Annotated in this window: 22 protein-coding genes and 1 pseudogene; 7 read left to right on the forward strand and 16 right to left on the reverse strand. The window is 57.4% G+C overall.

Features of this window, described 5'->3' with window-relative positions; translation table 11 throughout:
* The first annotated feature begins 21 nt into the window (after window positions 1–21).
* Entirely contained in the window at window positions 22–1,884 is a 1,863-nt protein-coding gene (mdoH, locus tag Q1A07_RS05140) for a glucans biosynthesis glucosyltransferase MdoH (RefSeq protein ID WP_299779178.1), read from the forward strand.
* A 210-nt stretch (window positions 1,885–2,094) separates the two neighbouring features.
* On the opposite strand, the gene Q1A07_RS05145 is transcribed toward mdoH, so the two are convergent.
* The 8 genes from Q1A07_RS05145 to Q1A07_RS05180 all read right to left on the reverse strand — a co-directional run bounded on the left by Q1A07_RS05145 (window position 2,095) and on the right by Q1A07_RS05180 (window position 9,020).
* Window positions 2,095–2,931 carry a polyhydroxybutyrate depolymerase gene (locus Q1A07_RS05145; protein WP_299778412.1) on the reverse strand — a complete coding sequence of 279 codons (837 nt, stop codon included), beginning with the start codon at window positions 2,929–2,931 and terminating at the stop codon, window positions 2,095–2,097.
* A gap of 1 nt (window position 2,932) precedes the next feature.
* Complete coding sequence (locus Q1A07_RS05150; protein ID WP_299778413.1) at window positions 2,933–3,427, reverse strand: rhodanese-like domain-containing protein; 495 nt, start codon at window positions 3,425–3,427, stop codon at window positions 2,933–2,935.
* Between the two features lie 2 nt (window positions 3,428–3,429).
* Window positions 3,430–3,954, reverse strand: a complete 525-nt coding sequence (locus Q1A07_RS05155; protein ID WP_299778414.1) for a YHS domain-containing (seleno)protein — start codon at window positions 3,952–3,954, stop codon at window positions 3,430–3,432.
* Between the two features lie 159 nt (window positions 3,955–4,113).
* Complete coding sequence (locus Q1A07_RS05160) at window positions 4,114–4,908, reverse strand: SseB family protein (RefSeq protein WP_299778415.1); 795 nt, start codon at window positions 4,906–4,908, stop codon at window positions 4,114–4,116.
* Window positions 4,909–5,207: 299 nt separating this feature from the next.
* Window positions 5,208–5,804 (reverse strand): uracil-DNA glycosylase family protein, encoded by a 597-nt coding sequence (locus Q1A07_RS05165; protein WP_299778416.1) that lies wholly within the window; start codon window positions 5,802–5,804, stop codon window positions 5,208–5,210.
* 256 nt (window positions 5,805–6,060) lie between these two features.
* Complete coding sequence (locus Q1A07_RS05170; protein WP_299778417.1) at window positions 6,061–7,731, reverse strand: PQQ-dependent sugar dehydrogenase; 1,671 nt, start codon at window positions 7,729–7,731, stop codon at window positions 6,061–6,063.
* Between the two features lie 118 nt (window positions 7,732–7,849).
* Window positions 7,850–8,203 (reverse strand): hypothetical protein, encoded by a 354-nt coding sequence (locus Q1A07_RS05175; RefSeq protein ID WP_299778418.1) that lies wholly within the window; start codon window positions 8,201–8,203, stop codon window positions 7,850–7,852.
* Window positions 8,204–8,225: 22 nt separating this feature from the next.
* A complete protein-coding gene (locus tag Q1A07_RS05180; RefSeq protein WP_299778419.1) occupies window positions 8,226–9,020 on the reverse strand; it encodes a MipA/OmpV family protein in 795 nt (264 codons plus the stop codon).
* Between the two features lie 243 nt (window positions 9,021–9,263).
* Here Q1A07_RS05180 and Q1A07_RS05185 point away from each other — a divergent pair, with 243 nt between their 5' ends.
* On the forward strand, window positions 9,264–10,115 hold the full coding sequence (locus tag Q1A07_RS05185) for a LytTR family DNA-binding domain-containing protein (protein ID WP_299778420.1): 852 nt from the start codon (window positions 9,264–9,266) through the stop codon (window positions 10,113–10,115).
* Window positions 10,116–10,172: 57 nt separating this feature from the next.
* On the opposite strand, the gene Q1A07_RS05190 is transcribed toward Q1A07_RS05185, so the two are convergent.
* The 4 genes from Q1A07_RS05190 to Q1A07_RS05205 form a co-directional block, all read right to left on the reverse strand.
* A complete protein-coding gene (locus Q1A07_RS05190; RefSeq protein WP_299778421.1) occupies window positions 10,173–13,235 on the reverse strand; it encodes an efflux RND transporter permease subunit in 3,063 nt (1,020 codons plus the stop codon).
* A 4-nt stretch (window positions 13,236–13,239) separates the two neighbouring features.
* Window positions 13,240–14,487, reverse strand: a complete 1,248-nt coding sequence (locus Q1A07_RS05195) for an efflux RND transporter periplasmic adaptor subunit (protein ID WP_299778422.1) — start codon at window positions 14,485–14,487, stop codon at window positions 13,240–13,242.
* Between the two features lie 266 nt (window positions 14,488–14,753).
* Window positions 14,754–15,380 (reverse strand): LysE family translocator, encoded by a 627-nt coding sequence (locus tag Q1A07_RS05200; protein ID WP_299778423.1) that lies wholly within the window; start codon window positions 15,378–15,380, stop codon window positions 14,754–14,756.
* 50 nt (window positions 15,381–15,430) lie between these two features.
* Window positions 15,431–16,006, reverse strand: a complete 576-nt coding sequence (locus tag Q1A07_RS05205) for a CGNR zinc finger domain-containing protein (protein ID WP_299778424.1) — start codon at window positions 16,004–16,006, stop codon at window positions 15,431–15,433.
* Window positions 16,007–16,112: 106 nt separating this feature from the next.
* Here Q1A07_RS05205 and Q1A07_RS05210 point away from each other — a divergent pair, with 106 nt between their 5' ends.
* Both Q1A07_RS05210 and Q1A07_RS05215 read left to right on the forward strand, forming a co-directional pair.
* Complete coding sequence (locus Q1A07_RS05210; protein WP_299778425.1) at window positions 16,113–16,808, forward strand: AzlC family ABC transporter permease; 696 nt, start codon at window positions 16,113–16,115, stop codon at window positions 16,806–16,808.
* Window positions 16,801–17,103: an AzlD domain-containing protein gene (locus Q1A07_RS05215; protein ID WP_299778426.1), complete on the forward strand. Its 303-nt coding sequence runs from the start codon at window positions 16,801–16,803 to the stop codon at window positions 17,101–17,103. The genes Q1A07_RS05210 and Q1A07_RS05215 overlap by 8 nt, the downstream gene beginning before the upstream one ends.
* A 255-nt stretch (window positions 17,104–17,358) precedes the next feature.
* Here the strand turns inward: Q1A07_RS05215 and Q1A07_RS05220 are convergent, their stop codons facing one another.
* Both Q1A07_RS05220 and Q1A07_RS05225 read right to left on the reverse strand, forming a co-directional pair.
* Window positions 17,359–18,081: an SDR family NAD(P)-dependent oxidoreductase gene (locus tag Q1A07_RS05220; protein ID WP_299778428.1), complete on the reverse strand. Its 723-nt coding sequence runs from the start codon at window positions 18,079–18,081 to the stop codon at window positions 17,359–17,361.
* A gap of 212 nt (window positions 18,082–18,293) precedes the next feature.
* Window positions 18,294–18,509, reverse strand: a pseudogene (locus tag Q1A07_RS05225) (integrase core domain-containing protein); the annotation flags it as partial.
* Window positions 18,510–18,845: 336 nt separating this feature from the next.
* Here Q1A07_RS05225 and Q1A07_RS05230 point away from each other — a divergent pair.
* From Q1A07_RS05230 to Q1A07_RS21900, 3 genes are read left to right on the forward strand one after another with little or no spacing between them, the layout of a single operon-like run.
* Window positions 18,846–19,199 (forward strand): MerR family transcriptional regulator, encoded by a 354-nt coding sequence (locus tag Q1A07_RS05230; RefSeq protein WP_299778430.1) that lies wholly within the window; start codon window positions 18,846–18,848, stop codon window positions 19,197–19,199.
* Window positions 19,196–19,795, forward strand: a complete 600-nt coding sequence (locus tag Q1A07_RS05235) for a short chain dehydrogenase (RefSeq protein ID WP_299778431.1) — start codon at window positions 19,196–19,198, stop codon at window positions 19,793–19,795. The genes Q1A07_RS05230 and Q1A07_RS05235 overlap by 4 nt, the downstream gene beginning before the upstream one ends.
* Window positions 19,750–20,499 (forward strand): transporter substrate-binding domain-containing protein, encoded by a 750-nt coding sequence (locus tag Q1A07_RS21900; protein WP_366944021.1) that lies wholly within the window; start codon window positions 19,750–19,752, stop codon window positions 20,497–20,499. Before Q1A07_RS05235 ends, Q1A07_RS21900 begins: the two co-directional genes overlap by 46 nt.
* Before the next feature lie 55 nt (window positions 20,500–20,554).
* Here Q1A07_RS21900 and Q1A07_RS05245 read toward each other — a convergent pair whose 3' ends face one another.
* Both Q1A07_RS05245 and Q1A07_RS05250 read right to left on the reverse strand, forming a co-directional pair.
* Window positions 20,555–21,004, reverse strand: a complete 450-nt coding sequence (locus tag Q1A07_RS05245) for a VOC family protein (RefSeq protein ID WP_299778433.1) — start codon at window positions 21,002–21,004, stop codon at window positions 20,555–20,557.
* A gap of 12 nt (window positions 21,005–21,016) precedes the next feature.
* Entirely contained in the window at window positions 21,017–21,439 is a 423-nt protein-coding gene (locus Q1A07_RS05250) for a RidA family protein (RefSeq protein ID WP_299778434.1), read from the reverse strand.
* Window positions 21,440–21,489 lie beyond the last annotated feature (50 nt).

Raw genomic sequence — 21,489 nt, forward strand, 5'->3', positions numbered from 1 at the left:
ATGGGTGGGATGGCAGCCACAATGCCTCCTCGTGCGCCTTTGCGAATGCGCGCCCAAGATCTGTCCGCCTCTCCGGGCACTCCTCGGATTGCGCCGACACAAGGGCCCGAGCGCACGATTGGCTGGCGGCTCGCCCTGTTTTTGCCAGCACTGATCGGCACGGCAATGCTGATGTCTGCCTTGCACGGCTGGCTATCTGAGACCGGCATGACAGGGTTGGAATGGGCGCTGCTGGCCCTGATTGGTGTGACCTTTGTCTGGGTCACCCTCTCTGTCAGCACCGTCGGCGTGGCCATTGCCGGGCTGCTGGCCCGGGAAACGGCCCAAGGCCGCAGCCCCAAAGAGGTGGTTCCGATGGATGTCGCCTTGCTGGTGCCCATCTATAACGAAGTGCCCAGCGACGTTTTTGGCAATGCAACGGCGATGCTGGACGACCTTGCACGACGCCAGAGCGCGCACAGCTATACGCTGTTCGTGCTGTCGGACACACGCGACCCGGCCATTGCCGAGGATGAGCAACGCGCCTTTGCCGATCTGGCCGCCTCCGCGCCGGAAGGGTTTGCTGTTCACTATCGCCGCCGGGCTGCGAACACGGATAAGAAGGTTGGCAACCTTGTCGACTGGATCACCGGATGGGGCGCCGCCTACGAAGCCATGGTGGTGCTGGACGCCGACAGCCTGATGACCGGGCGCGCCATCGACCGCCTTGCAGACGAGCTTAGCGTTGACCCAGAGACCGGTCTGATTCAGACCTTCCCGATGCTGATCGGAGCAGAAACCATCTTCGCCCGGTTGCAGCAATTCTCCAACATTGCGTATGGCTGGTTGCTGGCCGAAGGGCTGGCGAAATGGGCGCGTAGCGAGGGCAATTACTGGGGCCACAACGCGATCATCCGCACGCGCGCCTTTGCGGCATCTGCCGGGCTGCCCCATTTGCAGGGGCGCAAGGGCCAGGCGGAACTGATCCTCAGCCACGACTTTGTCGAGGCGGGGCTCCTGCGCCGTGCCGGATGGCGTGTACGGTTTCTGCCGCGCGTCTCTGGCAGTTTCGAAGAGACACCCGGCACGCTGATCGATTACGTGCTGCGGGACCAGCGGTGGTGCCGCGGCAACCTGCAGCACCTGCGCCTGCTGGGCACTGCGGGTCTGCACCCGGTGTCGCGCTTCCATCTCTTCCACGGCGCAGTAAGCTATTTGCTGTCACCTGCGTGGTTTGTCTTGCTGGTGATCTGGGCCCTGCTGGGTGTCGACGCGGACACCAATGTCGTGCGCTACTTCAACGAGACCAATCCGCTCTTCCCGGATTGGCCGCCAGAGATGAGCCACATCGATTCCGCCGTCTTCCTGGTGATCATGTACGCCATGCTGCTGACCCCCAAACTTGTGGGCGCCGGCATCATCGCCCTGCATCCCAAGGCCACGCGGGTCTACGGGGGACGCGGCGCTTTCCTGACTGCCTTTCTGGTCGAAATCATCTTGTCGATTGCCTATGCGCCAATCCTGATGATCCAGCAGACCCGCGCTGTATTGCGCGCCATGCTTGGCCAATCCGACGCCTGGGCCGCGCAGTCGCGCCATGCCCATGCCTACCCGCTGCGCACCCTGATCCGGTTCCACTGGGCGGAGATCTTGCTGGGCTTTGTGCTGCTGATCGGCCTGGCCTCTGGCCTTGTCTCTCTCTGGCTCATTCCGATTGTCGCCAGTCTCTGCCTCGCCGTGCCGTTGTCAGCGCTCAGCGCTGTGCAACTGTCGCGCGCGCTGCCGGGCGGGCTGCGCATGCAAAGCCCGCACACCATTCGCGAACCCGCCATTGTCGGCCGCGCGCGCCTTGAGAGATCGCGGCTGCGCAATCTGTTGGACGCAGGCCAGCTTCCCGCTGAATAACTCCGGCACCTGACTCTGGGAATTAGGGGGTCTGGTACCCGCCATAGATAGGCATCCGCACATTCTTAAGGGGTGCCGGTGCCCCCGGAAGTTGGAGCGGCACTGGATCGCGGCCCGGTCACAGGCGACCTTCTGGCCCACCTCCGACCTGTGCGGAGTGTCCGGTTGATCGGTCTGGACACCCAGGCGGCTTGCCGCGCAGCGCTGTGCTCAAAGCCCCTCGTACCAGTCCAACATCATGCCTGCCCAGCCTTGCGGCACGACATGCCCACCGGGAAAGAGCGCGAATTCCAATGCGGAGCCGTCGGCACAGCGATCCCACGCCCGGCGCATAAATTCGCCCTTGGTGACATATCGGTCCGCGCGCAACTGGTTGCAGGCGTTTACCTCGCGCCACATGCGCAGCGTGTAGAAGATATCCCCCTGCACCAGCGCCTCCGGGTCCGTCGCGTCACTACCGCGCAGAACACGGCCCTCGAGCGGCACGGTGCCATCAGTCCACCCGTGGGTGTGCAACAGGCGCACGGGTCCCGCGCAGTCGGTCGGATGCGGGCGCCAGAAACCACCGGCCACCGGCGCATAGGCTGAAAAGCTGTCCGGCACGTCGCAGGCCATGTATGAGGTCATGGAGCCGCCAATGGAGAAACCGCTCAGGATCACGCGTTCCGCCGCGAAACCGAAACGGGCGGCAGCATCATCCCGCACGGCCTGCAGGAACGCAGGCTCATCGCGCAATTTCGGGCGGCCCGGGATGAACGACCAGCCACGCCCGCGCCCCTCCGCATAAGGCAAGCCATCCGGCGCGATCAGCACATAGCCACGGTCGAGCGCCGTGTTCACCCAGTCCTTGGGTCGCAGCGCGCCCTCCCCCGACCCGCCGAACCCATGCAGATAGAGTATCGCGCCCTTGACGGGGCCCTCCGGCACGCGCGCGTGATAGGTCCCCATCTCAATCGAGCAGGCCCCCGTGTCTTCGCCACAAGCGGCATGCGACGGTGCCGCCCCGCCCAACCAGGCCGCGGCGGCCAGCGCGAGGAACAGTTTCATCTCAACTCTCCTTGCGCAGGGGCAGTTCGCGTTTGATCCAGCCAGGCCCCGCACCGGAGCCCAGCATGCCTTCGGGCACGTCGATAATGCGTGTGAACCCGGCCTTGGTCAGTTTCGCGCTCTGATGACGAGATCGCACGCCGCGTGCGCAAATCAGGGCGACGGGGCGTGTGGCGTCATTCCCCACGGCGGCCAGAAGCGCTTCGGTAAAATCTTCGCGCCGCATGTCGAGCGTTATCGCGCCTTCGCCGACGCCTGTCAGAGCCCATTCATCCGGCCTTCGGATGTCAACCAAGAGGATATCACCGGACAGGGCCGCTTGATGAGCTTCGGGCGCGCTCAGCGCGTTCTCGCCCGTCTCGGCCCAGATATTGAACCACCGTGACGCCACGGCGCCCGCCGTGACCACGGAAACAGTACCCAGCGCCAAAAAGCCTCGTCGCGTCAGACGCGGCGAGGCTTCCGGGGAACGAGAAGGCAGGTCCTTCTCAGTCATGATCATTCAACCGGTGCAGCGCTTTCAAACTGCGGGATCGCCCGGTCAGAGGCTGGTGCCGCTTCGATATCGACCCAATTCGATTCAGAGAGCTGGATGTTGCCGGGAATGTCTTCTTCCCAGAAGCCCACGACATTTTGGGTGATGTTGAGGTAGAGTTTGCCATCCAGAATACGCCATAGGTTCGGGTTGCCGGGCACCTTGCCGCCCTTGGCCACACCATAGGCGCAATGGCCATCGTACTGCGGCACATATTTTTCGGGATCGGCCTCGAACGCGGCCTTGTTGGCTTCGGACGAGAACGCGAACGTCGCGCCATTATAGGTCGATGTGATATCCTTGTCACCGGGCACCGCCGCAGGCTGCGCCGTGCCGACCGGGTTCTGTTCGAGGTCGAAATAGGCCACGACGTCATATCCGGACACAGCAAACCCGGTCGGATCAACGTATTGATCACCGGCCCAGGCCGACGACGCGATGGTCAGCGCGATGGCGACACCTGCAATTTTGAGGGGGAAGCGGTTCATCAGAAAACTCCAGTTCTTCAAGAGGATCATTAGGGGCGGGTTTTGAGCTCTTGGGATATTTAGACGGCGATCCCGCCGCTTTGCACCCTCTGTAGCGCCGCCTCTCGCCCTTGTGAAAATCACCGTGTTCCGCGTGAGGACAACGTGAAGGGACCGACACTAGCGGAGTTTAGGCGGTTTGGCGGGGTCTCCTCCCGGAATGCTGGGTTGCTGTGGCGCGGGGTGCTGCAGCTGAGGTAAATCAAACCGCAAACCGACAGAGTCCATCCGAGGGGTCATCGGATCAGCGTGACGGAAAAATCCGATATCGATGGCACCCGCCTCAATGCCGGAGAACGTGAGCGCCTCACCGGCTGCACGCGCCAATGCGCCCTCTGCTTCCGGCACCGCTCCTACAAATCCGAGCAGATGCCCGCGCGCGCCAGTGTCATTGGTCACCCCCACGAGATAGGCCGTTTGTGCCAACCCAAGTGCCGTCGCCAGTTTGCCGTCAAGCGCGGTGATGAAATGCTCCGGCAGACCTTTCGGCGCATGCACCTGGACAATGGCGGCTTCGACCTCGCGGGGCTGATTGCTCAACGTGTCATGCAACCAGACTATTGCCGTATCCGGTAGCAGGATCGACGAAGGCGCCACCTCCAGATTAACGCCTAACCCGATCCCCTGCCCTGCCAGCATCCCGGCGATCATCCGACCTGACAGCGCGACATAAGGCACCGGCTTGCCTGCAAAGGCGGCGAGTCGCTCCTCCCGGTCAAAGACAAGCACATAGCGGGCATCGCCCAAATCGAAGAGCTCAGGCGATACCTGATCGCCCTCGTTCGCCTCCTCGGCAAGCATCAAGAAGAGCTCGCACTCGGCCAGACGCTCATAGAACCGCAGCCGGACCGCATCGTCACCGGGGGCCGCTTCCATCGCGCCGTGAGCCTGATCCAGTGGAGTTACTTCAGTCATGCACGTATTTCCCCAGAGGTGAGCGCTGCCGTCGCAGCGGACACCATTTGAACGGTAGATTTTCAATGATCCCGCTGATGTGACGCAAATCAACGCCGGTCAACACGAAAACGCGCCTTGCCTGATCCGACAGGCGCTCCGCCAACGAAGGCATTCTGGCGCCATTTTCACGGGTTGCCCGACCCCCATCTGCACAGCGGCCGTCAGATGCGCAGCCGGTAACGTACTCAGCTCCCGAACAGCGTTCTGGGAAACGATCTCTCGAAGCCAATGCTTCATCTTATGCACCTACGTCCTCCTTATACCCCGGAAGGCGTATCCAGTATCCGCCTCACACTCTGTTGGATGCGCGGGATCACCTCCGTTTCGAACCAGGCATTTTGTTTCAGCCACCGATTGTTTCGGGGGCTAGGGTGCGGCAGCACGAACATGTTCCCGTCTCCCCTGGAAGATTGCCGGACGGCTTCCGTCACCGATTTACCCCCGAGGTCTGGCAGGTGCCATGCAATCGCGTAGGCCCCCAGAACCAGTGTCAACTCAACCTGTTCCAGCGCTTGCAATACGGACGACCGCCAGGTCGTGGCACAGATTTTCGGCGGCGGCAGATCGCCGCCCGATCCCGTGCCGGGAAAGCATAATCCCATCGGAAAAATTCCAACCCTGGGATCGGTGTAGAACGTGGGTTTGTCGACGGCGAGCCAACTGCGGAGGCGGTCGCCGGAGGGATCGTCAAAGGGTCGGCCTTTTGCATGTGTGATACGGCCTGGCGCCTGTCCGACAATCAGAATTCTGGCTTGCCGGTCCAATTGGAAGATAGGGTTTGGCCCCAGCGGCAGATCCTTGCAAAGCGTGCACGCAAGCATTGCGGATTTGAGGGCCTGTAAATCCTTGGGCATCTGCATCCTTTAGACCGAAGATTGTTACCGGAAAGGCGTTTGTCGGCGCCCATTGTTGTTTTGCTCTAATAGTAATTTAGGTCAGCGAAACGTCTATGCAATCAAGTTTGGCACGGCGCATTTCGAGCACATGGTTATGCCATGACCTTCAAACCCGTCGAAAATCAAATGCTCTGTATAGTGCAAGCGCTTGTAAGCAGTGACCTGCTCCCTGCACACATCGGCTCTTTATGTGAGCTTGAGACGGCCAGAGTGACTATTGAGGAATTCGCGCCAGCGCATAGAGAAGGAGAACCAGTTTGGATAGAACCTCGCCCTCCTCCAGCATCGGATCGGGCATGGACGTGCCGGGAGCAAACTCATTTGGATTGTCGAGGAAGGCCGTCAGCGTTTCTTCGTTCCAGACCTGATTGGCCGCACTCAATGGACCCTCGTAGCGTGCCGATATCTCGGCTGAGAAAGCGCTGCCGAATACGCTGCCAAGGGCGGGAACTGCACTGTTGGAAACCTGCCCCAGGGAGTGACATTGAGAGCAAGCATCCAGCGTCTCCAGAAAGGACGCGCGTGTCGCTGTATCCACATCCAGTTGATCCGCGAAGGTCAAAGCATACTCAAACGCGTGATCCGCGGCACCAACCGACAGCAATTCAACAGTTTTTGCATCGGTGAAAATTGCAATCCGACCATCTTCCAACATCTGGAGATGGCGCACGCGCTGCCCAACAGGAATTCTCTCTGCAAACAAAACGCGGTCATTTCTCACCCTGATCCGGTACAAGGCCTGATCTTTGAAAGTGCCCAGAAGAAGATCGCCATCCCAAAGAGGATCGAACCCGTCGATCAACATGAGCGCACCAGGAGCGACGGAGGGGAGCCATGCATAAACCGGTGCCTCAAACGCTCCGGAATGCTGACCGTTTTCCATCACTGTCGGAATGGCGAGTTTGTTGTAACGCGTGCCAAGAGATGTCAGTGGCCAGCCATAGTTCTTGCCATCCTGTATGTGGTTCAGTTCGTCGCCGCCACGACGTCCATGCTCTGCAATCCAGATTTCTCCGTCACGGTCCAGTGCAATCCCCTGCGGATTGGAGTGGCCGCTGCTGATATGGCGCGCGGCGCCGGTGTCGAGATCGATTTCGATGATCTTGCCATAGTCGTAATCATCCGCCTGCGCCGCCATGGGCGGCGCATGAAGACCGTCCTTGCCATAGTCGCCGCTGGCCAACAGGATCTTGCCGTCGTCCCTCTGCACAAGGCGACCCCCAGCCATCTGGCCGTGGATCGGGCTTCCGAACTCCGAAATCGGGAGGCATGGGGCAGTTTCATATTTCACCACCCAGTCACCAGTGATCGGACCGGGCCGGTCCTCCGCAGGGGCCACCGCAATCGCATTGGTGGCGCATGCATTCGTATCGTTCCAGAGAGAATAGGATAAGATAAGCTCGCCGCGCTCCCTGGAATAGAGAACATCGTTGTAGCGAAACCAATACTCCCTGGGATCACGGTCACTTGTCTCTTTGACATAAGCGGCATAGGCATCGACCCCGTTTTCAGGGGCAGAAATTGCAAGCTTTATCGCCTCGCCATTTTCGACGGCGATGAATTCACCTGTCGCCGTGACGACAACCGGAACGCCGCTCCACGAGGTCATCCCTCCTCCAGATCCAATGGCCTCTGACGGAATCGGGATAATCTCGCGATCAATCGGCATGAAGATCGTCTCAATCTGCGTTGCGTCGGTGACGTTTTGATCGTCTCCTATCGCCGGGACATCGATGCGATCCCAAAATCTGGCAGCCGTTATGCCGATCACGCTGACGGTCGCGGCAACACCAATGAAGATCAGGGCGTTGCTTCGCAAGCCGCGCCTGCTTTTGAAAAAGCCTAAAATATTCATTTTACAACTGCTCCAATGGACCGTCGGCATTTTTTTAATGCCCTTAAATCATTGATGAAGCCTAAAACACTAAACGTCAGCTAAAAACTCTTCTTCTTTGAAACGAAAACACCAGAAACCAGGAGGCGATGATCCAGTCCTAATCGGTTTATCCCTTTGAAACCGGCAGTGTTTCAGCACCGCTGACGGCACGATATTGGGTTGTGATCTCTATAAGCCGCAAAGCCGAATGGTTCTGCAGATGTTCAAAGTGTTTGTGAAGGTCGGTGCATGCATCGTGGTCGCGGAACACTGCGGCCATTGCAGTTAGAAGTTCTTGAGAGGCATGATGCCACGCCCAACCGATATGGCCTTGGTCCAATTCGGATTTTCGCAAATAGTCAACGGCCATCCGCAGCATATCAGAGCCATCAAGACCGCAATGTGGAGCTTTTGTTTCATTCGCTACCTCCTGTGCAGCAACAAGAACCGCAGGGGGCCGGGCGGACAAACGATCCGGCACCCCAAAAGGTATTTCTGAACGTCTAGAAGCGGAAAATGATCCCTGTCGATATCTCTGTTTGACTGTCATCAAATGAGATCGGGCTGTCTTGAGCATCCCCGAGAAGGCGCGCATGCTCGACCCCGAGGAAAACACCGGTGCGAACGGTCAGATCATACGACGCGCGAAGCTCGACCCCGACACGCTCAAAGCCTGACCCCGCCTCAAAGCGAGAAAACGACGAGGTTGCAGCGTTTGCCGCAGATACACCGTAAAACGCGTCTGTGTAAGAACCATCCGCCCATGTGACGAAGGGTTTGGCAGACAGATAGACCCGCTTTCCAACCGGCATGCCAAATTCAGCAGCCGCCGTGGCACGGGTTCCCTCGTGCCCGTCGCTGCTCAGCCCGTGACTGACCTCGAATTCCAGATCGGCAATGCCCGCATCATACTCGGCAAAGGCGGTCAGCAGGGCACCCGCCTCAACATCCTTGAGCCCTGCCAGACGTGCGTCATCTGCTACCAGCCGCTCGTTGAAGTCATACCCGATCGCGATGCCGACGGAGAGATCATTCGGACCATGGTTCCGCAGTGCGTAAACACCCAAACCCCGTTGGTTGAGGAAGTACCGGTCGCGCCAGGTCAAATCGAAGATCGGAAAAACGCCGGCTGAGGTCTCATCTGATCCATTGAATTCCGGTCCGGAACTGATGCCGAGCCCGATTGCGCCTGTCAGGTCACGCCCCGTCTCCTGGGCGCCTGCGATCTGTGCATTGAGGAGTGTCAGTGAAAACACGGTAAGGGGAACCAGTGTTAAGGTCTCGCGATATCTCGACATGGGAAGTCCTTTGATCATTGCCTGTTTTGCCGCACAATCCTGTTGAGCGCGGCACGCCGCAGACAGGTACCGATGTGGTCAGGTTCGAAAACGAAAGGTTCATCAACACGTCTCTGGAATTCGCGAATTGCACAGGTCTGTTCGCCAGTGGTCAAATATCGACCGTTGGCGAATTTTTCATTCGCGAGACAGGATCGCACATGTAAAAGCACCACTGATTGAGTCGTGCTGGAGGAGAAAATTTTGACGGATACTGCGACCGAGAGGTCCAGCACAGGAAACGACCGCTTTCAATCCGTCCTGCTCTCAGTCTTTGGGTTGCGTGACATCTCGTGGCGCCAGCTGGTCTGGTACTGTCTGGTGTTTTCAGTTGTCGGTGGCGTCATCATCACCAGTTTTGAGCCATTGGTCACCGCCCCCCTCCCTGTGTGGGTCGCGATCCTGCATTGGTTTTTTCACCTTTTTGTTGCCGCTAGCGCACTGATACTCACAACGGTTTTGGGTGTCATTGCGGGGCTGCGCATGCCGTGGCCGTTGGTTGCAGCCGTTATCTTGCTGCCTTTTCTCCTGGCGCCCTTCTCGATGGTCGCTGATATCATTCTCGATGTTCCAACACTGAATGACGATGCCTCGCTCAACATCACACAGCTCTACATTTTGGAGCTGGGTGACATTGCAATCCCTTCCCTCGGTCTCTCGGCACTCATGGCTGTGCTCGCCTACCGGGCAGCTGACATTGTCCAAAAACACCAAGCAGATCGCCTCCTTAGACAAGCCCCTGAACCGACTTTGCGCAGTGTGATTCCCGCAGCGCCGCACAATTTGGGCGATGATCTCATTCGCGTGGAGGCGCAAGATCATTATGTCCGCCTGATCACCTCCGATGGCACTGCCACGCTGAAGCTTGCATTTTCGGATTGCGTGGCAGCCCTCGCCAGATTTCAGGGAGGGCAGTGCCACAGATCACATTGGGTGAGGTTTAAACATGTGAAAACCATCAAACGCTCCGGAAGCGCGTACGTGTGTACCCTTAAGGATGACACGCAAATTCCTGTCAGTCGGCGACGCTACAGTGAACTGAAGCGAAGAGCCTAAGCCTCGCCAGGCCATTCAGTTTCGTCCTTCAGGCGCCAGGCAGCACCAGCGCACCGCTCAACTGGCGCGTTCCGGTACCTCGGTTTCGGTTTGCGTCACGCGAAAGAAGATTGCGTAGAGCGTTGGCACCACGATCAGGGTCAAGATCGTTGCAAAGCTGAGCCCACAGATGATCACCACCGCGAGCGATTTGAAGAATGGATCCCAGAGCAGAGGCACAACCCCCAACACGGTCGTAAGAACCCCAAGCGACACCGGGCGCACCCGGCTGACGGCCGCATCGACAACGGCGGACATTCGGGCCTTGCCACTGGCAATCTGCGTATCCGTTTCATCTATCAGCACGATGGCGTTCTTGATCAGCATACCGGTAAGCGAGAGCACTCCGAGAATAGCCATGAATTCCAGCGGGGTTTGGGAGCCTGCCAGGCCGTAGATCACGCCGATCAGAGCCAATGGCACGGCCAGCCAGATGATAATCGTTTGCCGCCAAGCGTTGAAGAGGAACAGCACGACGAGGAACATCGCCCCGAACCCAAGAGGCATCGTCGAGGCCAGCCCTTCGTTGGCCTCCTGACTGTTGCCGTACTCGCCTCTCCATTCCAGCGTGTAACCGGGTGGCAGGTTGATGGCCTCGACCGGGCCGCGCACCGCATCGAATAGCTCACCTGAAAGAACACCTGGTGCGTTGTCAGCCTGAGCCATGATCGCCAGCTTGCGATCAATTCTTCTGAGGTTTCCTGCCTCGAAGACGATGTCGAACCGGTCCACCACCTGGCTTATTGGGACGTAACCACCGATTACCTCGCTGAAGACCTGAATGTCTCGCAGTGCACCGATATCGTTTCGGGCCTCTTTCATCGGTCGCATGATCACGTTGCGAAGCTCATCGCCTTCGCGGTAAAGGCCCAATGTCGCGCCGGTCAGATGGTTGTAGAGTGCATTGGAAATCTCGCCCTGGGTCAACCCGAGCCTTCGCGCATTCTCGGTGTCGACAATGGGCTGAACCACCTGCACCTGCTCGCGCCAATCATCCTTGACCGCAACACCACCCGCCTTGGCCATGATTGCTTTGGCCTCGCCTGCAAGCCCCCTGAGCACCACCGGATCTGGTCCTGTAAACCGCGCCTCAACCTTCGAACCGCCTCCCGGACCCAGAACGAACTTCCAGACCTTGGCGTTCGAGGCCGGGTAAGTCTCGTCAATATGGGTCTGCAGTTGGACCCGCAGATCGTCGATGACCGGGTACCCTTCGACATCGACCAGAATCTGCCCATAGGCCGCGTTCTGGTTCTCACCTTCATAGATCAGCATGAACCGCAGATGCCCGGCTCCAACGATGCTGTTGGTGCCGGTCACCCCGTCAAGGCGGCGCGCAAACTCGGCGATCTCCAAAACATCTGCTTGTGTCTCGGTGATGTCAGTACCCTGTGGCAGAAAGTAATTGATCACAAACTGGTCGCGGGTCGAGGAGGGAAAGAACCCCGGCGGCACAAATTTGAAAAGTGCGATTGCGGACAGAAAGAGAAGAACCACGCCACCCACCGTGAACCAGCGCACCCGGATCGCCAGCGCCAGGAGTTTGCGATAGGCGATAAGGATTCCGTTCTCCTGAGTGTCCTCTTTAGTCGCGCCTTTCTTTAGCAACAGCGCACAATAGTAAGGCGTAAGCCAGATCGCCACCAACCAGGAAAAGAGCAGCGCAATCGCGATTGTCCAGAACAGGCTGCCTGCGTATTCACCGGTATTATCCGGCGAGAACCCGACCGGCGAAAACGCCAGAATGCCCACGATTGTGCCGCCCAACAGGGGCCAGATCGTCTGCCGTACCACAGCGCGCGACGCCTCGGCGGCGTCTTCGCCACGCTGCACCCGCACGAGAGTCCCCTCGACAACCACGATGGCATTGTCGACCAGCATCCCCAGGGCAATGATCAGCGCCCCCAGCGAAATACGCTGCATATCGAGCCCGTAGAGATACATGCCAAAAAGCGTGCCGGCGACCGTCACCAACAGGATGCCTCCCATCAGGATGCCCGAGCGCAGCCCCATGAAGACGAGCAGTGTGCCAACAACGATGGCCAAAGCCAGCAGCACGTTCACAACAAAATCACTGACCGAAGCCTGCACGCTCACGCCCTGGTCCGAGATCGGTTCGACATTGATGCCAATGGGGCGCTCGGCCTCCAGCGCATCAATGCGTTCCTGAACCGCAGCCCCCATATTGACCACGTTCCCACCGAGCGTATTGGACACCCCAATCCCAATGGCTTGCTGGCCGTTACGATAGAGCAGGGTTGTCGCCGGATCCGTCAGCCCGCGACGGATCTCTGCGATATCGCCAAGACGGAAGGAAACGCCCGTTTGCGGATTGGAGATCAGCAGATCACCAATGGCATTGATCGAGTCGAACGCCGCTTCGGGCCGCACGGCCAAACGGGCGGATCCTGCAACGATTGTCCCCGCGGGCGTGACAAGGTTCTGGCCCTCCAGAATTTGCTGGACTTGTTGTGGTGCCAGGCCCAGTTCCGTCAGGCGCGCGGGGGTGTATTCGACGTAGATTACCTCGTCGCGAACCCCGTTGAGCACGACTTTGGAGACCCCATCGACGGTCACCAGTTCGCGTTGCAGGTCCTTGGCGTATTCATAGAGCTCGGTGATCTCGAACCCGTCGCCTGTAATCGCATAATAGAGCGCATAAACATCGCCAAAGTCGTCATAGACTTGGCTATCCAGTGCGTTGGGCGGCAGCAGTGACTGCGCATCCAGTATCTTGGCGCGCATCTGTTGAAAACGCTGGTAGAGCTCCGGATAGTCAGGTGTCGACGCGATGGTAAACTCAACCGTGACCGTACTGACACCGGGGGAAGACACGGAGCGAACCTCGTCAATTCCCTGAAGTTGTTGCAAGGCGTTCTCGACCACCTCGGTCACTTCCTCGGCCACTTCTTCGGCGGAGGCACCCGGATAGGGCGTTATGATCTGAGCTTGCCGGATGACGAATTCCGGATCTTCGAACCGCGGCAGAGCAGTGTAGGCAAAATATCCCGCCAGCAAGATTAGAACGGTGGACACAGCCGAGATGAGACGCTTCTCAAGCGCGAAACGGGCAAGATCCATCGTCTCAGTTCCCGACGCGCGTGATCGGACGGATCGTCATGCCGTCGAGGATCTGACTGATCCCCGCGGCAACAATGGTGTCACCCGATGAAAGCCCTTCGGTGATGGCCACCTCGCCACCGGTTGCTTCGCCAAGCGTGACCGGTTGTGCTGCAACCATGTTGTCGTCGCCGACCAACCAAACCAATGGGGCGCCGTCAGGGCCTGCGGCAATGGCGGACAGCGGTGCACGGACCTCAGCTGCGGCGCCGGGTGTTGAAGAAATGACGCGCGCAATCATGCCCGGCAAGATCACGGCATCTTCGGGCACCTCAACCGCAACTCGACCGCGATAGGTCTGCGTGGCGGCATCCGCCTGGACAGAAAACTCGACCAACTCGGTGGGAAACTCCTGATCGGGTAGCGCGTCAAAAAAAGCTGTGTTGCTGATCTGGTCGGTACCGTTAAGGGTCAGTGCTGTTACATCAGGGGCAGGAATATCAAATGCGAGATGCACGACATTGAGACCCTGCAACAACACGATGCTCTGACCTGCCTGCACATTGGTGAAGTTATCGATGTCACGCCGCGCGATAATACCGTCGAAGGGGGCCATCAACGTGGCATCCGCAAGATCGTCACGCGCGGCCTGCAACTGTGCCTCGACCCCACGCAATGCGGCTTCGGCAGCTGAAATGTCCTCTGCGCGGCCTCCGACCTGGCCGATGCGGAGTTGCTCACGTTGGGCCCGCAGGTTGGCCTCGGCCACGCGAAAGTCTGCACGGGCCGTTTCTGATTGCGCTTCTGCTGATACGCCGCGCTCCACCAGTTCTTCTACACGGGTCAGGTTGTCACGTGCCTGTTCGACCTGGGCTTCGGCGGAGGCGACCGCCGCTTCCAAAGCCGCAACCTCTTCTGGCCGGGCACCGCTGCGCAAAGCGCTCAGCTGGGCTATCGCCTCATCCCTTCTGCTTTCGAGTTGCGCAATCTGGCTTTCGAAATCACGCGGGTCGATCCGCGCAATGACATCCCCTTGAAGCACTTGCGATGCCGCGCGGACCGGTAACTCGATCACGGGGCCGGACACCTTGAAGGATAACTCGACCTCCCGTGATGGCAACACAACTGCCGGATAAGAGCGCTGGATAATACTGTCCGTTGCCACCACCGTGGTGACTTTAGCGGGTCGAACCGGGCTATCTTGCGCGCTGACATCTATGACATGCAGGCAACCGGCGGCGACCAGAGATAGGAAAAATATCTTGCACTGCATCTGTTGGGCTCCGTCTGATATTCTTTGTATTTTATGGCAGAAGGCTTAGATCAAAAAACAATTACTATCAATATCTTAAGCCAAGTGCCGCCAATCCCCGCTCATCCAGCATCCAAAGTGTAGCATAGATACGGCGTCTGGCAGTCGGGATTGCGGGTTGGGAACCACGCTCGAAATGGCACGCGACCGGAACACCGCGTGCGAGATACATTTCCTCACCCCAACCTGTTTGACTGTCTTTCTTGCCGCACGATCCTGACCGGCATTTATTTCGTGGAACTGACACTTGCCATTCGGAACCCGGCATAAAGCAATGCGCAGCCCGCGGTCTTATTGACGAGGCTGACGATCCACTCCTTCAAACCGCCACGTGCCAGCCGATCTCCAAGGAATGCATAGGTACTGTAGGAAATCAGGTCCATCGTTAAAGTAGTGATGCCCATGACCAAAAGTTGGGGCAGGACAGGAAGAGAAGTATTAAGAAACTGGGGTAGAATGGCAGCAAAATAGAGCAATGCCTTGGGATTGGCGAATTCGATAACAAACCCTTGTGTGAACAGCCTGATTAGTCCCGAGCGTTTTTGATCGGGATTCACCTTGACGGCTCCGGAAGGGCTCAACAATGCCATCAGTCCGAGCCAAACTAGGTAAGCAACACCCACCCATTTGATCACTGAGAATACAAGATTGGATGCGATGATGAGTGCGGCGATCCCGGTGGCAGACAGCACAAAATAAATAACATTGGCCGCTGCGATCCCAGTGACCCCGGCAAAAGCGCGTCGTCCCCCATTGGCTGCACCCTGGGAGGCAACCGCGATAGCCGCTGCCCCGGGCGAGAATACCACCACAGCTGTCGTCAGAAGAAAAATGAGATAGGCTTCAATTGGCATACTAAAGCTCTCCGTCTTTAGGTAGTTCTGTCATGGGGTATTGTCCGCCCTCACGTTTCCGGTTGATCAGTTCTGGCAGCATAGTGACGTCGTGCCTTTGCCCTGTTGCCGCATGTTTCCATCATGCACCATTTGCGCCGCCGATTTCGCGACTCATCAAGAAAGAACCATCCACACTCAGGTCCTGCGCACATACCCACGCGCCCGATTTCGCGCGGATCGGACAAAATGGCTTTGGCCGATGTGAGGATCAAATCAAGCAGTGAGCTCTCAACGGCGAGCCAGGGTTGACTGGTCACCCGAACCACCAACGAAGTGTTTGCCGTTAACGCGAGAAGATCATTGACCTGTTGGATGGCCACGGCGTTCGGTGCCCGGCCAACAACGGCAGACAAAAACAGTTCCCTTAGCTCAGCCCGTAAATCTCGCAGAGCCGCCAAATCACAAGCGCGGCCATGGTCAACAGATTGAGTAATGTTCAACGCATCCGTCCATCTGCGAACGTCTTTCTCGTCCCCCAACTTCTCATGAATGACTGCCCCATCCGACGACCAGTCAGCTGTATTCAGAAAATCTAGGGCGAGCCGCCCACCGACAGTTCGTACTGGGGCTTCAGCATAGCTCATTCAACATCTCCTCAAGTGAACGCAATTCAACTCTTATAACCACCATTGCGGTTATACAATTTTTCTATATAACCGTCATTAAGGTTAGACTGAATAGGGACCGCGCATGCACACTACGCCGATCCGCCTTACATTTTCAGGTGTCAAACGTGGTATGTGGCAGCTTGCTCCGCTTGCAATCTTTGTCATTCCGTTTGGCATGGCATACGGGATCGCAGCGATTGAACGAGGAATGTCCAGCGCGCAGGCAATCGGTTCGAGCGTTCTCGTGTTCAGCGGCGCAGCCCAGTTCGCTGTCCTTGATCTTTGGGATGCTGAGATGTCGCTGCTAGCAGTGTTTCTCGTAACCTGCGCGGTTGGTGCGCGGCATATTCTGATGGGTGCTGCGTTATCGCCCTGGGTCAATCAGCTCGGCCCGAAACGACGTGTTCTTGCTGCAACCTTTCTGTCTGACCCCAATTTTGCCCATGCACACAAGGCCCTCAAGGAAGACGAGCGGGACATCGGCATTCTTGTAGGCAGTGGCGCTATCTTCTGGGTGGCTTGGATTTTGGGGACCGCAATAGGCGCGATTGGCGGCGCCCAAGTAGGAGACCCAAGCACCTACGGAATTGACGTCATCATGCCGGTCTACTTCGCAGCACTCATTGCGCCGGGTGTCATCGCGGACCGTAGATGGCTGTTTGTCGTCGTTGCCGCTTTGGTTGCCATCCTGGCTCAACCCATTGTCCCGACGGGTTGGAACATCATTGCCGCTGCGATTGCTGGTGGATTGGTAGGGGTACGAACCATTGATGAATGATCAACTTGCTTGGCTCGCCATAATGGTGATTGCCTCGACCGTTTTTGCACTTCGGTATTCGGGGTTTGCCCTGATGAAACGCGTGCAGATCACGCCGAAGCTCGAGAGCTTTCTTGAAAAGATGTCTGTATCGGTGCTGGTTGCAATTGTGGCTTCTTCGTTTGCAACCGGGGGCATTCGAACCATCACTGCTGTCGTTATTGGTCTTTCCGTCATGATGATCTGGCGAAGCCCCATTGTTGCAATGCTTGTCGGTATTGCAATCGCCGCGATCTGGACTGGCGTCGCATCATAAGCTCAATTGCCCCACGGCCCTGCTTTGGGGAGAAAGTAACGAATGGGTTCCGCTTGATCGCGGTCGCAGACTTGCAAGCATGTTGACGGATGGTGAATTCAAAGTCGTCCCGAATGCTGGGCACCTTGTTCAGGAAGATGCGCCCAAAGCAATGGTCCAGCACGGTGAATAATCGGAGTGCGGGCAACGTGGATATGCGTGTGCCCTTTCACCACTGACAATCACGGGTTGGCCGCGGTTACAAACATATTTGCGCTACTTGTTCAGCTGGGAAAACGCGAAACGCGGTGCAACCCGTGACATCAATCGAGCGGCGCGGCTGAGACCGGGTGCTATTTCATACTGGTCTTTTTCCAGCCCGGCTATTAAGGCGCTCGCGACCTTGTCAGGTGACAACTTTGAAATGCCTTCAACATGTGCGGCCATCGGCGTGTCAGTCAGAGGTGGAATGAGTTCGAACACCTTGACTTGCGTGTCCCTTAACTGATGTCGAAGCGCGAGCGTCAGCGCATGCTGAGCTGCTTTGGTCGCGCTATAGATCGGGGCCTTGGACTCAGCAATGAAAGCGGTGGCAGACGTGACATTCACGACCGCCGCTGTGGTGTGGTTTTGCATCGAGGGTAAAAACACGTGCAGCATTCTCAGAATGCCATTCAGGTTGATATCAACCTCTTTGATCTGCGCACCAAGATCGGCATTCGCGTGAAGTGATAGCTCCTGCACAATGCCTGCGTTGTTGATAAGCAGATTCACCTCAGAACCAATGTCGTCCTTGAGAGCCTCAATTTGCTCCAAATCCTGAATATCACACGCTTTCGTTTGGATGCTTGGAATCCGAGATTTGATTTGGGCTAGTCTATCTTCATTTCTCGCGCAGACGATGACCCTATTGCCTAACTCGGAAAGTCGCTTCGCAAGAGTAGCACCGATGCCAGAGCTTCCCCCAGTAATGAGAACTGTATTATTGTTCGTTTTCATCGATTCTCCAAAGTCAGGACAATACGGATCTTGTATTCTTCATCCGCAGCAATGCAGCGCATGATGATGCCACAAGCCGGATATGATCGCTTTGTACATGCGACCAACAAAAAAATTGGTTTTGCCATGAGGGCATTTAGTTGGTTCTCTTGAGATCCGAATATCACCTATCGCTAGCAGTGAAATCGACGCAGGTTTCTATATGGCGCTTGTTAAATCTGAACTGCTCCCCTGAGCGTCCTCATTTGTGAGTTGGCTCTGCTCAGGTTTTGGTCTTCTTTTGACCGGTTGGCATATTCCACTGGCGTCAAGCCAGCGAGGCTTGTGTGGGGTCGGTGATGGTTAAAATCACTATGCCACACCGCGATCAGATTGCGTGCCTCGCGCATGCTCTCGAACAGGTGCTCATTGGGACATTCATCTCTCAAAGCGCTTGGAATTTCATTTGATCAAGACATTGTGGCTAGCAAGCCGCCATTCGCCTGGCCGGGAGTTGCTGAAGTAAGCTCGAACACGCTCGAATAGACCCAATTGATGCTGCGTGCCTAAGAAGATCAATCGTCGAGACAAGCCAAACCCGCAGACCAAACCAACCGTGGGCGGGACCGAGCTGTCCCAGTCACTCCACAATGAGGGGTGGCAACTAGCTCAGCATCAGAATTTCGCATTCAATGGCCACGTTGGACCGGGCTTTTTATCGGATTTCTTCTTGACCTAGAGTTGCTCAAGGCCGGTATCTACCGGTCTACAGGAGGTATTTTGCCATGCGCATCTCTGAGGCAGCGTCCCGGTCGGGGCTCAAAGTTGATACGATCCGATACTACGAGGCTGAGGGGCTCGTCCCCAAGGTCATGCGCGGCTCGGACGGGCAGAGGCGCTTTTCTCAAGAGAATGTCGACTGGCTGACACTGCTCTTCTGGCTTCGCGAAACCGGTATGCCGATGAAGGTTATGCAGCGGTTTGCGGCACTTTATGCTCAAGGGGATAAAACCATATCGGATCGAAAGGACATTCTGCTTGATCACTCCCGGCTCTTGGCCAAGCGCCGCGATGATCTTGATCGGTGTGATGAAATTCTCGCCAGAAAGCTCGAAATCTATGAGGAGTATCTGCGGTGAAAATCATTCTTGTTGGCGCGTCCGGCGATGTCGGGCAGGCCGCCTTTGCCGAGCTTTCTCAGCACCATGAAGTCGTTTGCGTTGGACGAAAGACAGGAGACGTGCGCGCTGATATCTCCGACCCCAACTCAATCGAGGGCATGTACGAAGAGATTGGAGTCTTTGATGCTCTCGTCTCAGCCGCTGGCCATGTTCATTTCGCCCCGCTTGCGGAGCAGACGGACGCGTCGCTCAAGATGGGGCTTGAGAGCAAAGTGATGGGGCAAATCAACCTGGTTCTGGCAGGGTTGAAAAGGATCTCGGGTAAAGGCTCGTTCACCTTGACCAGCGGTGTGCTGGACCGCGACCCGGTTATCGCTGGCACTGGCGCCGCACTGGCAAACGGCGCGCTCGGGGGGTTCGTGAAAGGCGCAGCGATCGAGATGCCGCCTGGGGTGCGGATCAATGTGGTGAGTCCGGGGCTACTTGATGTGTCTGAACGCCGCTACGGCGCTTTGTTTCCCGGTCATGAGCGCGTGCCGTCGGAGCGGGTCGGACGGGCCTTCGCCAAATGCGTCGAGGGGGCGATCAACGGTCAAGTGGTGGTTGTGGAGTGAAGGTCGCATATCTCATTGAGCCGCCGTTCAACTACGTCGATAGCGCGGGAGCCGTGACCGGATGCGATGTCGAACTGGCGCGATATGTCCTTGGTGAACTGGGCATTAATGACGTTGAGTTTGTTGAAACCGAGTTCGCCCAGCTTTTGCCCGGCCTTGCGCGCAATGACTGGCAAATGACGACCGGTCTTTTTGCGTCTCCCGACCGGCGACTCCGTGCGCTCTTCAGCAGACCGATCTGGGCTTTGCCTGATGGTTTGCTCGTGCGGGCAGCGGATGCAGACAGCATAGCCGGGTACCGCAGCCTTGCCATAGCTGGGCATCTGAAACTGGCGATCATACGGGACCAGATACAGCATGTGACCGCCCTCGAACTCGGCGTGACGCTTGACCAGTTCCGTGTGTTTGAGACCTACGCAGACGCGGCACAGGCGGTGCAAGACAGGATAGTCAGCGCGTTTGCCAGTGTCGCTCGCGCGCATCAAGGTTTCCTCCAAACGAGCACTGCTCCTGGCCTCTCCGTCGTGAACGTCCCTCTTCGGGAAAGCGCTCCGGCGTTTGGGTGCTTCGCTTTCGCGCCCTCCGCCAATGACCTTCGAAACCGCGTAGATCACGTTCTGAATACCTTCATCGGCGCTGCAGAGCATCGACAATTGATAAAAGCGTTCGGGTTTGCCGACGCCGATGTTGATCGCGTCCTTTAACCTCAGCGAAGAAGGGATCACCCGCGGACGCGGAACCCAATCATAGCAACCGACATCAGTCGACAACCTGATGAACGCCGGAAGGTTCAGCCAATGTCTCCCGCGGGTGAATGTCGGCGAAGATTTCAACGATGTTGTGCTCCGGGTCGCGGAAAAACAGCGTTCTGTGTGTCCAATCCTGGTTTGTCGGGGGCTCAATGACATCAAATCCGTCTTGGACCAACCTTTCATAGGCAAGATCGACATCGGCTGGCGGCACGCGAAAACTGATCTGAATGGATGCGGACAGAGGTGCCACGCTTGGCCCGTCATAAGCACGGCCGCGCGTTCTCAGACCAAGAAACAGGGTGCCCACCCGAAAGAAGACCATACATTCTGAAAAATCCTCTTCGACTTGGAACTCGAAAAGCCTTTGATAGAACGCTTTCATCTTTGCGAGGTCATCACAGAGAAGGATCACATAGTCCAAGCTGCGAATGGCTTTGAAGCCTTCATGTTTGTTCATAGCAGTCTAACCTCAGTATCTTGGTTCGTGAAAGCGGGCGTCCGGGATCACAGCAATGGGCGCGACCTCAACCAGAAGGTCAGGTGTAATCAGTCCGGCGGCCTGGATGAGTATGCTGACGGGGCCATGCGCCAGCTGGAGGCGTTCGGCCCTGACTTTCTGGATTGCAGGCATGTCTGCCGGATCAAGGTAGAAGACGGTCAAGGAAACGATGTCGTCCAAGCGCCCGCCGACGGCCTTCAGGATGTTTTCGACATTATCGAAGCATTGCCGGGCCTGTGTTTCACAGTCGCCTTTGCCGATGACGTTCCCGTCACTGTCCCAAGCAACTTGCCCGGTCATATGGAGAACGCGGCCCTTTGGTTCGACCACGCCATGATGGAAGGGGCGGCCAAGTTGCGGCCATCCGGTCGGGGGATTGTATCTGATCGTCATGACATCCTCTTTCTGTCTTTTGAGAGGATTTGCGCGAATGGTCCTGCATA

It is taken from the genome of uncultured Roseobacter sp., from assembly GCF_947492555.1.
GTDB lineage: Bacteria > Pseudomonadota > Alphaproteobacteria > Rhodobacterales > Rhodobacteraceae > Roseobacter.

Excerpts from the sequence above, each read along its gene's own strand:
- Q1A07_RS05210 (WP_299778425.1), top strand. The coding sequence starts at position 16,113 with ATGCACACTACGCCGATCCGCCTTACATTTTCAGGTGTCAAACGTGGT.
- Q1A07_RS05155 (WP_299778414.1), bottom strand. The coding sequence starts at position 3,954 with ATGAACCGCTTCCCCCTCAAAATTGCAGGTGTCGCCATCGCGCTGACC.
- mdoH (WP_299779178.1), top strand. The coding sequence starts at position 22 with ATGCCTCCTCGTGCGCCTTTGCGAATGCGCGCCCAAGATCTGTCCGCC.
- Q1A07_RS05150 (WP_299778413.1), bottom strand. The coding sequence starts at position 3,427 with ATGACTGAGAAGGACCTGCCTTCTCGTTCCCCGGAAGCCTCGCCGCGT.
- Q1A07_RS05215 (WP_299778426.1), top strand. The coding sequence starts at position 16,801 with ATGAATGATCAACTTGCTTGGCTCGCCATAATGGTGATTGCCTCGACC.
- Q1A07_RS05190 (WP_299778421.1), bottom strand. The coding sequence starts at position 13,235 with ATGGATCTTGCCCGTTTCGCGCTTGAGAAGCGTCTCATCTCGGCTGTG.
- Q1A07_RS05250 (WP_299778434.1), bottom strand. The coding sequence starts at position 21,439 with ATGACGATCAGATACAATCCCCCGACCGGATGGCCGCAACTTGGCCGC.
- Q1A07_RS05180 (WP_299778419.1), bottom strand. The coding sequence starts at position 9,020 with ATGTCGAGATATCGCGAGACCTTAACACTGGTTCCCCTTACCGTGTTT.
- Q1A07_RS05220 (WP_299778428.1), bottom strand. The coding sequence starts at position 18,081 with ATGAAAACGAACAATAATACAGTTCTCATTACTGGGGGAAGCTCTGGC.
- Q1A07_RS05165 (WP_299778416.1), bottom strand. The coding sequence starts at position 5,804 with ATGCCCAAGGATTTACAGGCCCTCAAATCCGCAATGCTTGCGTGCACG.
- Q1A07_RS05245 (WP_299778433.1), bottom strand. The coding sequence starts at position 21,004 with ATGAACAAACATGAAGGCTTCAAAGCCATTCGCAGCTTGGACTATGTG.
- Q1A07_RS05160 (WP_299778415.1), bottom strand. The coding sequence starts at position 4,908 with ATGACTGAAGTAACTCCACTGGATCAGGCTCACGGCGCGATGGAAGCG.
- Q1A07_RS05145 (WP_299778412.1), bottom strand. The coding sequence starts at position 2,931 with ATGAAACTGTTCCTCGCGCTGGCCGCCGCGGCCTGGTTGGGCGGGGCG.
- Q1A07_RS05195 (WP_299778422.1), bottom strand. The coding sequence starts at position 14,487 with ATGCAGTGCAAGATATTTTTCCTATCTCTGGTCGCCGCCGGTTGCCTG.
- Q1A07_RS05205 (WP_299778424.1), bottom strand. The coding sequence starts at position 16,006 with ATGAGCTATGCTGAAGCCCCAGTACGAACTGTCGGTGGGCGGCTCGCC.
- Q1A07_RS05230 (WP_299778430.1), top strand. The coding sequence starts at position 18,846 with ATGCGCATCTCTGAGGCAGCGTCCCGGTCGGGGCTCAAAGTTGATACG.
- Q1A07_RS05170 (WP_299778417.1), bottom strand. The coding sequence starts at position 7,731 with ATGCCGACGGTCCATTGGAGCAGTTGTAAAATGAATATTTTAGGCTTT.
- Q1A07_RS05200 (WP_299778423.1), bottom strand. The coding sequence starts at position 15,380 with ATGCCAATTGAAGCCTATCTCATTTTTCTTCTGACGACAGCTGTGGTG.
- Q1A07_RS21900 (WP_366944021.1), top strand. The coding sequence starts at position 19,750 with ATGCGTCGAGGGGGCGATCAACGGTCAAGTGGTGGTTGTGGAGTGAAG.